Consider the following 12,099-nt stretch of genomic DNA (forward strand, 5'->3'; position numbering starts at 1 on the left):
TAATCGGCCTATGGTCGTCGACAACGCTCGGGACGAGGACAAAAACGGGCAGGCACAAAAACAAGAGCGATACTAGTACGGCGCATGAAAACCCTGACGACGACGCAAGAGCTGGCCGATTTCTGCAAGGCCGCCGAAGGCTATCCCTATATCACGGTCGACACCGAATTTCTGCGCGAGCGGACGTATTACTCCAAGCTGTGCCTGGTGCAATTGGCTGTCCCGTCCGAGGATGAAGACAGCGCGGTTCTGGTCGATCCGCTTGCCGATGGTTTGTCGCTTGACCCGCTTTACGATCTTTTCCGGAATGAAAGCGTGGTCAAGGTGTTCCATGCCGCCCGCCAGGACCTTGAGATCTTCTGGGTGGAAGCCGGCGTGTTTCCCAAGCCGCTGTTCGACACACAGGTCGCAGCGATGGTGTGTGGCTTTGGCGAACAGGTTGGCTATGAAACTCTGGTCCGGAAAATCTGCAAGCAGGGCGTCGACAAGACCTCTCGGTTCACCGACTGGTCCCGGCGCCCGTTGACCGATGCTCAGAAAAACTATGCTCTTGCAGATGTGACCCATTTGCGCGGGATCTACGAGCGTCTGGCCGCAGAACTTGAAAAGACGCAGCGCAGCCACTGGGTTGCCGAAGAATTGCGGACGCTGACACAGCCTGCCACATATGACATCCGCCCCGAAGACGCATGGAAGCGGGTAAAAACACGCACGAACTCGGCCAAGTTTCTGGCCGTGGTGCGAGAATTGGCGCAGTTTCGCGAATCCTATGCGCAGGAAAACAACGTGCCCCGGAACCGCGTATTCAAAGACGACGCGCTGATCGAGCTGGCATCGACCAAACCCAAAACACATTTGGATTTGGGCGGATCCCGCCTGTTGCTGCGCGAAGCCCGCAAAGGGGCGATCGCCGAAGGTATTCTGGCAGCGGTCAAGCGTGGCGTGAATTGCCCGCCCGACAAATTGCCCAAGGTCGACACTTCGCGCGACAAGCTCAAGGTCAATCCGGCGCTGGCTGACCTGCTTAGGGTTCTGCTGAAGTCCAAGACCGAAAGTTCAGGTGTGGCGGCGAAATTGATCGCCACAAGCTCGGACCTGGATCAGATTGCGGCCGGCGAGCGGGATGTTCCAGCCTTGTCGGGATGGCGGTTCGAGGTCTTTGGCGAGGATGCTCTCAAGTTGTGCGAAGGAAAGATTGCCCTCGCGGCCAAAGGACAGTCGGTCAAGGTCGTGTCCCTGTAACATCGCTTACCGGCGCCGTGATTCCAGTGCGTTTTGCTGTCCGACCACGCGGACCAGCCGAATACCTTGCAGTTCCTGATTCGAGATATTGATGGCGTCCGATACCATCCGAGTACGTTCCGACCCTTGCGGCGTCTCATAGCTGGGGTAGTTCACACGGAACACAAATTCCAAAGTTCCGTTCTTCTGGTTTTCTTCCTTTTCAACAGGAACCAGACGCGCGTTGAATGCCCCCTGTCGGACAGCCGTGCCAGACGCATAGATGATCGCGCCGGTGGGAGTTGGGTCGATACGCAACTCGTCGATCTGACCAATTGGAATGCTGGTGTCTTCGGCATCGGGGCGGGAAAACAGGCCGGTTCCTCCGCCTTGCTTCGGAACCAGTGCGTCGGCGGCATTTGGGTCGGGCGGTGTTTCGGCTTCGACAGATCTGCTGGATCCGAACCAGTTTGACGGGTTCACCCGAGAGTCACGCCAGCTGCTGCATGCAGTCAGGGTCAGCGTGGCGATGATGAGAACGGACAGAGATTTTTGCATGGACCCACAGACTTTCACACGAGTTCAGGCAATGGGTTAGCGCATATTCTTCGCGTTGAAAAGCCACCGCGGGGGCTGGACAGTGGCGGGTCACCGGCTTAGGTCACAATTGTGAATGCAACCAAAGGATCACCGCATCATGGCCACGCCTGCCTTTGAAGAGATTGTCGAGGATTTCGAGTTTCTCGAGGATTGGGAAGACCGGTATCGCCATGTCATCGAGCAGGGCAAGGCGATGGAGCCGCTGGACGATGCATTCAAGGTTCCGGCGACAAAAGTCCATGGATGCGCCAGCCAGGTCTGGCTGCATCCGATGATTGAATCCGGCGTCTTCAAATTCGATGGTGACAGCGATGCACTGATCGTGCGCGGCCTGATCGCTGTTCTTCGGTCCTTGTACAACGGTTTGCCCGTGGCCGAAGTTCCCAAAGTCGATGCGGGGGCGGAACTGGCACGCCTTGGGCTGAACGACCACCTGTCCGCTCAGCGCTCAAACGGCCTGCGGTCGATGATCGAACGCATCCGGCAGGTCGCACAGGAAAACGTCTGACCTCATCTTGGGCGGTTTGCCCAGTCCGACAGCGTGTTTTCCAGATCGCCGTAACCGGTGAACCGGCGTTCGAATTCAAGCCCCATCCGGTCTGCGCATTCGCGCGCGCGTTCCGTCAGCTCTGGGCTGTCGATCTGGGCCTGATAGACAAGTTTGGTGTAATTGCCGAAATACATGTCACGCAGTTCCGGGTGGCGGTCCAGGCCCAGTGGTTTCCAGACAAAGGCGTCGAATTGCCGGGCCAGGAAATCTGTCAGATAGAACGCGGTTGTTTCGTCTTCTCCGCGGTCCTGAAAGGCCTGATTTCCTTCGAAGAAGGAATAGCAATGGGGCCCCTTCACCATTTCGACCCCAAGTTTTTCGCAGGCGGCCTGAAGCAGACCCCCGGTCCCGCAATCGGCGTAAACGATGTAGATCTTGTCAAAATCGCTTTGATGCTTGGCCACGGCGTCTTCCACGGCCTGGGTGATCCGTTCCGGGTGAACGTGCAGGATCGCCGGCAGGCAGGTCAAAGCCATGTGATCCCAGCCATTCCGTGTTTTGATGTCCAGTATTTCGCGCGCAAGAGCGCCACAGGCAATCAACAGGATGCTTCCCTTGCCTGTATCGTCATAGCCCTTCGAGGTCAGGCTTGCATCATCTGGCAGGGATTCGTTTGACATCACTTGGCATCCTCCGGGGCTTTAGCCATAGGAGGATGATTGAGGCCGTTGGGCAAGCCCCGATCCGACATCTCATGTCAGGCCGCCGACGCATGCGCTTCGAACGCGGTCAGCAGGGGCCGGGCCAGCGGGCCGTACGCGGCAACACCGTTCAGCGACAGTTCCGGAAACAGAGACAGGATTTCTTGCCGTGCGGCAGACCCGAGACTGTCCCAGATATGCGCGCCGGGATGAAAGCTCTCGCTCAGGCAATCTTCGGCCCAGAGCAGCTCATGCCGGTCGAACAGCAAGTGGATGTAGGTCACCACCCCTCCGGGCCGCAGTATGATGTCGGACCCGCTCACGAGATGTTTGGCAGGCGCCAGGGCTTCGCAATGTCCGGTGTACAGCTCGAGACGCCAATGCCCAATCAGCATGCGGTGCTGTTGTGACACCAGAAGGTCGCGCGTGTTTCCGATGGCGCCCGCTTTGAAAAGAACAGGCGCATGCGAACCCGTTGCCTTGACGGTTCGCCGCCCCATCCAACGCAGGGGTTGCAGCCCATGATCATGGGTTTCAATCCGGTCGCCGACGGACAGGGTTTCAATCGGTCGCGCGCCTTGCTCGGTGCGGATCATCGTTCCGGGGGTAAAGCAGGGCACCAGATCCCAATCTTCACGGCGGGATGTCAGGCCTGAATACCGGTTTCCGGCAAGGCTGTTGAGCGTGATCGAGCGGACAGGGCCAGCCTCCAAGGCGGATTGGTCCGAATTGTCCGAGAATTCCGGCACCAGATAGGTGTTGCCATCCACATCCTGCGCCACAACTGCGGAAATCCTGGCAGTTGATCCGTCAAAATAGGTGATCGTGGCGTTGTAGACCGAAGTGCCATCGAATGTCTGAGGCGGCCCGCCATCGATCGAAAACCGATCATTGGCCGACATGTTGTTCATGTCGTAATACGAACCCGGATTGCCGACCGGGCTCCAGGTGACGCTGTTGTGAGCCAACGGATCGTCGGACCCGCCAAAGGTTTTCTCCACAAGCGCCGAAGCGTTTTCAGCTGTGTTGTTGCCTTCGAAACTGTCGATATCGACAAGTTTGCCGAGCGAGATGGCCGTGAACGTAGTCGGCACGAGACCCCCTGAGGATGTGGATGCCTCGTTCTTTTAGACCTGCTTTGGTTTAAAATTGGATAATCCGGATCGTCCGGTGACAAGGCGCTTCAGAATCGAAAAGGCCGCCCGGATCGGACGGCCTTTCAATCAGTATTGTTCGGGTCTTAGCCAGCCAGTTGATTGTGCTTGCGGCCCACGAATTCCTTGGCGGTTTCCACTGCAACAGCTGCGTCGCGGCAATAGGCATCCGCGCCGATGGCTTTGCCGAACTCTTCATTCAGGGGCGCGCCGCCGACCAGAACGATGTAATCGTCGCGGACGCCCTGTTCGACCATCGTGTCGATGACCACTTTCATGTAAGGCATCGTAGTGGTCAGCAGGGCCGACATGCCCAGAATGTCGGGTTGTTCGTTTTCCAGTGCTTCCAGGTAGTTTTCGACCGGGTTGTTGATGCCCAGATCGACAACTTCGAAGCCGGCGCCTTCCATCATCATCGAAACAAGGTTCTTGCCGATGTCGTGGATGTCACCCTTCACGGTGCCGATGACCATCTTGCCGACGCGCGGTGCACCGGTTTCGGCCAGCAGCGGCTTGAGAATGGACATGCCGCCTTTCATGGCGTTTGCGGCCAGCAGAACCTCGGGGACGAACAGGATGCCGTCGCGGAAGTCATGGCCTACGATGGTCATACCGCCAACCAGAGCCTTGGTCAGGATGTCATAAGGTGTCCATCCGCGTTCCAGCAGGATGTTGGTACCTTCTTCGATCTCTTCCTTCAGGCCATCGTAGAGATCGTCGAACATCTGCTCGACCAGTTCGTCGTCATTCAGTTCGGACAGGACGATGTCTTCTTCGTCGGACATGGGGTATTCCCTGTGCTGGGCGGGCCATCGACCCGTGGTGGCATTTTTTCCGTTTTGGCCAAAACGTCGCATCGTGACTGTGACGATTGCGACGTCGGTCGTTTCGGGACCGACCTATAAGCCAAAAAATGGGGGGGCTCGATAGAAAAGTCTGCAAGATAATCCTGCAGACTCTTCAACTAACTTCAATCCAACGATGATTTGGCGGGGGTTGCGCCAAATCGGTGACAACCCTATGTTCGAGAGAGAACAAAAAACGAACATACTGACATGAACATCGCGCGGACGATCAAGGCAAGAGGAACAACGACGAACGAAGCTGGTCGGTTTGAACGCTTTGCCACCACGGCCACAGAAGACGGGTGGGACATTGAGGAAGAATTGCCGCCGCTGCGGACCGAGACACGCGAAGAGGTTGCGCGCAGCGCTATTACTTACAACCGATCTCCTGACTTGCCCTTCGATCGGTCGATCAACCCGTACCGGGGATGTGAACATGGCTGCGTTTACTGTTTTGCGCGGCCCAGCCACGCGTATCTTGGGCTATCGGCAGGATTGGATTTCGAAACCCGCCTGATCGTTCGACCCAACATGGGGCGTGTTCTGCGCAAAGAATTGTCCGCCAGATCCTACAAAGTCGCGCCGATTGCAATTGGTACGAATACGGACCCGTATCAGCCGATTGAGAAAAAGCACATGATTACAAAGTCATGTCTTGAGGTTTTGAGTGAGTTCAACCACCCGGTCGCAATCGTCACCAAGGGTACCCTGATAGAGCGGGATCTGGAGTTGCTTGCCGACATGGCAGGCCGGGGGCTGGTGCGGGTTGGTATTTCGCTGACAACGTTGGATGCGGAATTGTCCCGCCGGATGGAACCACGGGCGCCGTCGCCCCTTCGGCGGTTGCGCGTGATCCGAACGCTGACGGAAGCGGGCGTTCCGGTGCGTGTCATGACGTCGCCCATCATGCCGGGGCTGACGGATCATGAACTGGAAAGCCTTCTGGAAGCCGGGAAAGAGGCTGGTGCGGATGCCGCAAGCTGGATCATGTTGCGCCTGCCGCGCGAAGTATCGCAGCTTTGGCAGGGCTGGCTTGCCGATCATGAGCCGTCGCGGGCGGAAAAGGTCATGTCCAAACTTCGGGAAATGCATGGAGGGCGGGACTACGATCCGCGTTGGGGGCACAGAATGCGGGGCGAGGGTGAGTATGCCGGGATTATCGCTCAAAGGTTCGTGAAGACCTGCAAACGTCTGGGGCTGTCCATAAAATCGGCCCCGTTGCGTTGCGACTTGTTTGCGGTGCCGCCGCAGCCCGGGGATCAGCTGAGCCTGTTCTGAGGTCTTGCGCCCCGGCTTGTCCGGTGCTGTCTTGCGCGGGAAAACACCGGGTCTTCGCGCTCTCATTGCTTCAGCCCAAACAAAAAGACCCCGGCAGTACCGGGGCCTTCGAAACAGATTGACGTGAGGCGCGTATCAGCGATTTTCGATATCCACGTAATCGCGCAGCGTTTCGCCTAGGTACAGCTGACGCGGGCGGCCGATTTTGTTTTGCGGATCGGCGATCATCTCTTTCCACTGGCTGACCCAGCCAACAGTGCGTGACAGGGCGAAGATCGGCGTGAACATCGAGGTCGGGAAACCCATCGCTTCGAGGATGATGCCCGAGTAGAAGTCGACATTCGGGAATAGCTTTTTATCGGCGAAGTACGGGTCTTCCAGTGCTTCGCGTTCCAGTTCCTTGGCAACCTGCAATTTCGGGTTGTCTTCAACGCCCAGCAGATCAAGAACTTCGTCAGCCGATTGCTTCATCACTTTGGCGCGCGGGTCGAAATTCTTGTAAACGCGGTGACCAAAGCCCATCAGGCGGAACGGATCGTTCTTGTCTTTGGCGCGGGCAATAAACTCGGGGATGCGATCAACGGTGCCGATCTCTTCCAGCATCTCCAGGCAGGCCTGATTTGCGCCACCATGTGCCGGACCCCAAAGGCAAGCGATGCCGGCGGCGATACAGGCAAACGGGTTTGCCCCCGAGGACGACGCCAGACGCACGGTCGATGTCGAGGCATTCTGTTCGTGATCCGCATGCAGCGTAAAGATGCGGTCCATGGCGCGGCTGAGGATCGGGTTGACCTCATATTCCTCGGCAGGAACGCTGAAACACATGCGCAGGAAGTTCGACGCATAGTCCAGATCGTTGCGCGGATACACGAAAGGCTGACCGGTGTGGTACTTGTAGGCCCATGCAGCAATAGTCGGCATCTTGGCGATCAGACGATGCGATGCGATTTCACGCTGCTGCGGGTCCGAGATATCCGTTGAATCGTGATAGAAGGCCGACATCGCGCCGACAACGCCGACCATGATGGCCATCGGGTGCGCGTCGCGGCGGAAACCGCGATAGAAATACTGCATCTGCTCGTGCAGCATGGTGTGGCGTGTGATCGTGGTCTCGAATTTCTCAAGATCCTTTGCCGCCGGCAGTTCTCCGTACAGCAGAAGATAGCAGACTTCGAGGAAATGCGATTTCTCGGCCAGTTGGTCGATCGGATAGCCGCGGTGCAGCAGTTCGCCTTTTTCGCCGTCGATATAGGTGATGGTGCTGTCGCAGCTAGCGGTCGAAGTGAACCCAGGATCGTAGGTGAAGACACCGGCCTGACCATAAAGCTTTCGGATATCAATGACATCCGGGCCAGCGGTCGGAGAATGAACAGGCAACTCATACTCTTTGCCGTGAACGGTCAGAGTGGCTGTTTTGTTGCTATCAGTCATGGTTGTCCCTTCTTCATTCATGCGCACGCCAGAGATACCTCCGGTGATACGGGCAATGACTGCGCGTGGACGCGCAGTCCGGGTGTTAGCGGAGCAGCGTTACCCCTTTATGAAGCTTGGGTTATTTCGCTGCTTCAGAAAGCCGCGCCAGGGTTTCTTCCCGTCCCAGCACAAGCATCATGTCAAAAACCGAAGGCGTAACGGCCCGACCCGCCAGGGCGGCCCTCAGCGGACCGGCCAGCTTGCCGAACTTGAGCTCCTTTGACTCGGCAAAGGAATTCAGGGCCTCCTCCAGTTCGTTCCGCGACCAGCTAACATTTTGCAGATGCGGCGTCAATTCCGTCAGTATACCATCGGATACAGTTGCCAGTGCCTTTGCCGCCTTTTCATCCGGAACGATCGGGCGGTTTGTCAGTGCAAAATGAGCCTTTTCAAGCAGTTCCGGGAAAGTGCGCGCCCGGTCCTTGAGGCAATACATCGCACGTTCCAGATCACTGGATTGTGTTTCGGTAAGGGGCGGAAGGTCTGCTGCGGCCAGATATGCTTCGATCTCTTGCCGCAGTGCAGCATCATCCGAGATTGCGATATGCTGTCCACACAGGTTTTCAAGCTTTTTCAGATCAAACCGTGCAGGGCTTTTGCCGATCCCGTCCAGATCGAACCAGTCCTTTGCCTGCGCATCCGTGAAAAACTCATCGTCGCCATGACTCCAGCCCAGCCGGGCCAGGTAATTGCGCATCCCGGCTGCGGGATAGCCCATGGCCTGATACTCCTGCGCTCCAAGAGCACCATGGCGCTTGGACAGTTTCTTGCCATCCGGCCCGTGAATCAGCGGGATATGCGCCCAGACCGGAACGTCCCAGCCCATGGCTTCGTAGATCATCATTTGCCGCGCGGCATTGTTGAGGTGATCGTCGCCGCGAATGACATGGGTGACACCCATGTCGTGATCGTCGACAACGACTGCCAGCATGTAGACGGGTGTTCCGTCCGAGCGCAGAAGAATCATGTCGTCCAACTGGTCATTGCGGATGCTCACATCGCCCTGAACCTGATCGTGGATCACGGTCACCCCGTCCTGAGGCGCCTTGATGCGTATGGCAAAAGGTGCATCCGGATGTGTAGCAGGATCGGCGTCACGCCATGGGCTGCGGAACAGGGTTGATTTCCCTTCGCTGCGCGCCTGGTCCCGGAAAGCCGCGATTTCTTCCTGGGTCGAGAAACACTTGTAGGCCTTGCCCTCGGCCAGCAACTGATGCGCGACCTCGGCGTGACGGGCGGCCCCTTCGAACTGGCTGATCACATCACCGTCGTGATCAAGGCCAAGCCAGGCCATGCCCTGAAGGATCGCGGCGGTCGCCTCGGGTGTCGAACGTTCGCGATCGGTGTCTTCGATCCGCAGCAGGAATTTGCCGCCCCGACCACGCGCATACAGCCAATTGAACAATGCAGTGCGCGCGCCGCCGATATGCAGGAAACCGGTGGGCGAGGGGGCAAAACGAGTGACGACCTGTTCAGTCATGGTGAGGATTAACCTTTTGGTAACCGTATCTGGCTTAGTTTGAAGCCTGTCTAACGAGCCCGAAGGACGGGGGCAACCATGCGTGTTCTTGCACGGGTCGAGGCCGCGCTGCTGCACCAGACAGGTTACCTTTTCCCTTGGACGCCGGTTTTTCTGGCGACGGGGATTGGTCTTTATTTCGGCGTCCGCGTCGAACCGGATTGGTCAGTTTATGCCGGTCTTGTCTGTCTTGGAATCGCTCTTGTCGCCTTGCGCCGCCGGCTGCCACCGGGGGTGGGAACGTTGGCAATCGGGGGGGTGCTGATCGCTGCCGGTTTCATTCTGGCAGGCGTTCGCGCCCATATGGTGGCAGAACCGGTACTGTCGTGGCGATATTATGGCCCTGTCGAGGGGAGGGTCGTCGCCATGGATCGGTCTGCCTCGGATGCGTTGCGGTTGACGCTTGATCAGGTACGCATAGGGGATGTACCTCAGGAGCGCAGGCCGCAGCGCATCCGTCTTTCCGTTCATGTTCCAACGGGCGCAATCGCACCGGGGCAGCGTATTATGACCACGGGTCATCTTTCGCCGCCGCAGGGCCCGGTCGAGCCCGGAGGTTTCGACTTTCGCCGTCATGCCTGGTTTCAACGATTGGGCGCGGTCGGCTATACCCGCGTCCCGATCATGACCATCGCGCCAGCGACCGAGGGGATCGACGGCATTCGGGTCACTGCGATCCGCATGGCCATTTCGCAGCGGGTCAGGCAGATTCTGCCCGGTGAAATCGGTGGATTTGCCGCCGCCGTCACCACCGGAGATCGCAGCGGGATGGGGCAGGAGACGCTATCATCCTTGCGGGCGTCCAATCTGGCCCATCTGCTGGCCATTTCCGGGCTTCATGTGGGGCTTCTGACAGGCTTCGTATTCGTCGCGTGTCGGTTGGGGCTGTCGTTGTGCCCCCCCGTGGCGTTGCGACTTCCGGTTCGGAAGGTGGCTGCTGTTCTCGCGCTTTGTGCCGCAACCCTTTATCTGTTGTTGTCCGGCGGCAACGTTGCAACCGAACGGGCCTTTGTCATGGTCAGCGTCATGCTGGGCGCCGTATTGATCGACCGACGCGCGATTTCGCTGCGTGCGGTTGCTGTTGCCGCCGTAATCGTGCTGGTTCTTCGGCCCGAGTCGCTGCTGAGCCCCGGATTTCAAATGTCCTTCGCCGCAACCACAGCCTTGGTCGCCGTCTTCGGAGCGTTGCGAGAGATGCGCCCGATGCCCGGCCCAAACTGGCTGAAGCCAGTCGCCGGCGTGGTGATGTCATCGGCAATTGCAGGCCTTGCAACAGCCCCCATAGGTGCAGCGCATTTCAATACGATGTCCCATTACGGTCTGCTGGCCAACCTGCTTTCCGTTCCTGTCATGGGCCTTTTTGTCGTGCCCTCCGCCGTCGTTGCGGCGCTTCTGGCCCCGTTTGGACTGGAGGCAATTGCCCTGACCGTCATGGGGTGGGCGTTGCATTGGATCCTTACGGTTTCGGACTGGGTGTCGCACCTTGATGGCGCGCAGGGTTTTGTCGTCAGCCCGCCTTGGTACATCCTGCCCCTGGTCGCATTCGGCGCCTTGTGGATGGCCTTGTGGCAGGGACATGCACGGCGGGCCGGAGCAGTGCCTGTTGTCCTGGCATTTCTGCTTTGGAACTCGGGGCACAGACCGGATGTCCTGATCGCTGAAAACGGCGGATTGGTAGGGGTCATGACCGACAAGGGGCGGGCCCTCAGTAAAAGCAAAGGCAGCGGGTTTGTCGCCGGTGTCTGGCTTGAAAATGACGGGGACGGCGTTGATCAGATCGAGGCGGCGCTCAGATGGCCGGACAGCGACATCGTGCAACGATACCCGCTGAAGGATTTTGAGATCATCCATATCACCGGAAAACGGGCGGCGCGGGTGTTTGATGAATGTCAGGAAAACCAGATCATCATCTCGGCCGTTGCGCTTGCCCTGCAAGGTTCGTGCGGAGTATTCGATCCGGAACGGTTGTACGAAACCGGCAGCCTGTCGGTTTCGAACGGAAAGCTGACCTCGAGCGCGGACATGACAGGTCATCGGCTTTGGTCCCCGAAACCTGCCGGGGACCGTCATTCCAATCAGGCTCAATAGGTGCGGATCAGTCCGACCAACCGGCCCTGAACCTTGACCTTTTCTTCGGGCAGGACGCGCGTTTCATAAGCCGGGTTTGCAGCCTCAAGCGCGATTGCGTTGCCGCGGCGGAGGTACCGCTTGAGGGTCGCTTCCTGATCCTCGACCAAGGCAACCACGATGTCGCCGTTATCCGCGGTCGAGGTTTCTCGGATGACGACCACGTCACCGTCATTGATGCCAGCGTCGATCATCGAGTCGCCGCGAACTTCCAATGCATAGTGCTGACCCTGTCCCGAAACCATGGGGCCGGGAACGGCCACGTGATGCGATACATGGCTGATTGCTTCGATGGGAACACCGGCTGCGATCCGGCCCATGACCGGCAGCTCGAGCGCGTCCACCGATACAGGCTCCACGTTCGCAGGGCGGGGGCCCTTGGGCCGGTCGCCTTCGATCACACGTGGCGTAAATCCAGCTGTCGGCTCACCGCCAAGGCTTTCGGGCAATTTCACGATCTCAATGGCCCGAGCGCGATGGGCAAGGCGGCGGATAAACCCACGTTCTTCCAATGCGGTGATCAACCGGTGAATGCCGGACTTCGACCGCAGGTCGAGAGCAGCCTTCATTTCATCAAAACTGGGCGGAACACCGTCCGCCTGCACGCGTTTGTGGATGAATTCCAGCAAATCCAATTGCTTCTTGGTCAGCATCGCTCACACCTCGTCGCTCATTCGTTTTCTTTTGTTCT

At 58.3% G+C, this 12,099-nt stretch carries 11 protein-coding genes; 4 read left to right on the forward strand and 7 right to left on the reverse strand.

The genetic code is table 11. The annotated features are described in order from the left end of the window. Window positions 1-84 precede the first annotated feature (84 nt). Window positions 85-1,242, forward strand: a complete 1,158-nt coding sequence (rnd, locus tag GOW04_RS03520) for a ribonuclease D (RefSeq protein WP_171231563.1) — start codon at window positions 85-87, stop codon at window positions 1,240-1,242. A 6-nt stretch (window positions 1,243-1,248) separates the two neighbouring features. Here the strand turns inward: rnd and GOW04_RS03525 are convergent, their stop codons facing one another. Then, window positions 1,249-1,779: a hypothetical protein gene (locus GOW04_RS03525; protein ID WP_171204833.1), complete on the reverse strand. Its 531-nt coding sequence runs from the start codon at window positions 1,777-1,779 to the stop codon at window positions 1,249-1,251. 139 nt (window positions 1,780-1,918) lie between these two features. Here GOW04_RS03525 and GOW04_RS03530 point away from each other — a divergent pair, with 139 nt between their 5' ends. Beyond that, on the forward strand, window positions 1,919-2,329 hold the full coding sequence (locus GOW04_RS03530) for a SufE family protein (RefSeq protein WP_152458107.1): 411 nt from the start codon (window positions 1,919-1,921) through the stop codon (window positions 2,327-2,329). Between the two features lie 2 nt (window positions 2,330-2,331). On the opposite strand, the gene GOW04_RS03535 is transcribed toward GOW04_RS03530, so the two are convergent. The 3 genes from GOW04_RS03535 to GOW04_RS03545 form a co-directional block, all read right to left on the reverse strand. Next, a complete protein-coding gene (locus GOW04_RS03535) occupies window positions 2,332-2,991 on the reverse strand; it encodes a DUF1638 domain-containing protein (RefSeq protein ID WP_171231564.1) in 660 nt (219 codons plus the stop codon). A gap of 77 nt (window positions 2,992-3,068) precedes the next feature. Next, window positions 3,069-4,106 (reverse strand): Hint domain-containing protein, encoded by a 1,038-nt coding sequence (locus GOW04_RS22130; RefSeq protein ID WP_171231565.1) that lies wholly within the window; start codon window positions 4,104-4,106, stop codon window positions 3,069-3,071. A 146-nt stretch (window positions 4,107-4,252) separates the two neighbouring features. Next, on the reverse strand, window positions 4,253-4,951 hold the full coding sequence (locus GOW04_RS03545; protein WP_152458104.1) for a B12-binding domain-containing protein: 699 nt from the start codon (window positions 4,949-4,951) through the stop codon (window positions 4,253-4,255). Window positions 4,952-5,221: 270 nt separating this feature from the next. On the opposite strand from GOW04_RS03545, the gene GOW04_RS03550 reads away from it, so the two are divergent. After that, window positions 5,222-6,289, forward strand: a complete 1,068-nt coding sequence (locus GOW04_RS03550) for a PA0069 family radical SAM protein (protein ID WP_171231566.1) — start codon at window positions 5,222-5,224, stop codon at window positions 6,287-6,289. A 135-nt stretch (window positions 6,290-6,424) separates the two neighbouring features. On the opposite strand, the gene gltA is transcribed toward GOW04_RS03550, so the two are convergent. Then, window positions 6,425-7,720, reverse strand: coding sequence for a citrate synthase (gene gltA, locus GOW04_RS03555; RefSeq protein ID WP_152458102.1), 1,296 nt, complete (start codon window positions 7,718-7,720; stop codon window positions 6,425-6,427). A 121-nt stretch (window positions 7,721-7,841) separates the two neighbouring features. After that, window positions 7,842-9,242: a glutamate--tRNA ligase gene (gene gltX / locus GOW04_RS03560; protein WP_171231567.1), complete on the reverse strand. Its 1,401-nt coding sequence runs from the start codon at window positions 9,240-9,242 to the stop codon at window positions 7,842-7,844. 78 nt (window positions 9,243-9,320) lie between these two features. Here gltX and GOW04_RS03565 point away from each other — a divergent pair, with 78 nt between their 5' ends. Continuing rightward, complete coding sequence (locus GOW04_RS03565) at window positions 9,321-11,369, forward strand: ComEC/Rec2 family competence protein (RefSeq protein WP_171231568.1); 2,049 nt, start codon at window positions 9,321-9,323, stop codon at window positions 11,367-11,369. On the opposite strand, the gene lexA is transcribed toward GOW04_RS03565, so the two are convergent. Beyond that, on the reverse strand, window positions 11,363-12,061 hold the full coding sequence (gene lexA / locus GOW04_RS03570; protein WP_171167952.1) for a transcriptional repressor LexA: 699 nt from the start codon (window positions 12,059-12,061) through the stop codon (window positions 11,363-11,365). The genes GOW04_RS03565 and lexA overlap by 7 nt on opposite strands. Window positions 12,062-12,099: the final 38 nt, after the last annotated feature.

The organism is Ruegeria sp. HKCCA4812 (assembly GCF_013034245.1).
Lineage (GTDB): Bacteria > Pseudomonadota > Alphaproteobacteria > Rhodobacterales > Rhodobacteraceae > Ruegeria.

What these genes read in the sequence shown, in the direction of transcription:
- rnd (WP_171231563.1), top strand. Translation starts at nt 85, where the DNA reads ATGAAAACCCTGACGACGACGCAAGAGCTGGCCGATTTCTGCAAGGCC.
- GOW04_RS03525 (WP_171204833.1), bottom strand. Translation starts at nt 1,779, where the DNA reads ATGCAAAAATCTCTGTCCGTTCTCATCATCGCCACGCTGACCCTGACT.
- GOW04_RS03530 (WP_152458107.1), top strand. Translation starts at nt 1,919, where the DNA reads ATGGCCACGCCTGCCTTTGAAGAGATTGTCGAGGATTTCGAGTTTCTC.
- GOW04_RS03535 (WP_171231564.1), bottom strand. Translation starts at nt 2,991, where the DNA reads ATGTCAAACGAATCCCTGCCAGATGATGCAAGCCTGACCTCGAAGGGC.
- GOW04_RS03545 (WP_152458104.1), bottom strand. Translation starts at nt 4,951, where the DNA reads ATGTCCGACGAAGAAGACATCGTCCTGTCCGAACTGAATGACGACGAA.
- GOW04_RS03550 (WP_171231566.1), top strand. Translation starts at nt 5,222, where the DNA reads ATGAACATCGCGCGGACGATCAAGGCAAGAGGAACAACGACGAACGAA.
- gltA (WP_152458102.1), bottom strand. Translation starts at nt 7,720, where the DNA reads ATGACTGATAGCAACAAAACAGCCACTCTGACCGTTCACGGCAAAGAG.
- gltX (WP_171231567.1), bottom strand. Translation starts at nt 9,242, where the DNA reads ATGACTGAACAGGTCGTCACTCGTTTTGCCCCCTCGCCCACCGGTTTC.
- GOW04_RS03565 (WP_171231568.1), top strand. Translation starts at nt 9,321, where the DNA reads ATGCGTGTTCTTGCACGGGTCGAGGCCGCGCTGCTGCACCAGACAGGT.
- lexA (WP_171167952.1), bottom strand. Translation starts at nt 12,061, where the DNA reads ATGCTGACCAAGAAGCAATTGGATTTGCTGGAATTCATCCACAAACGC.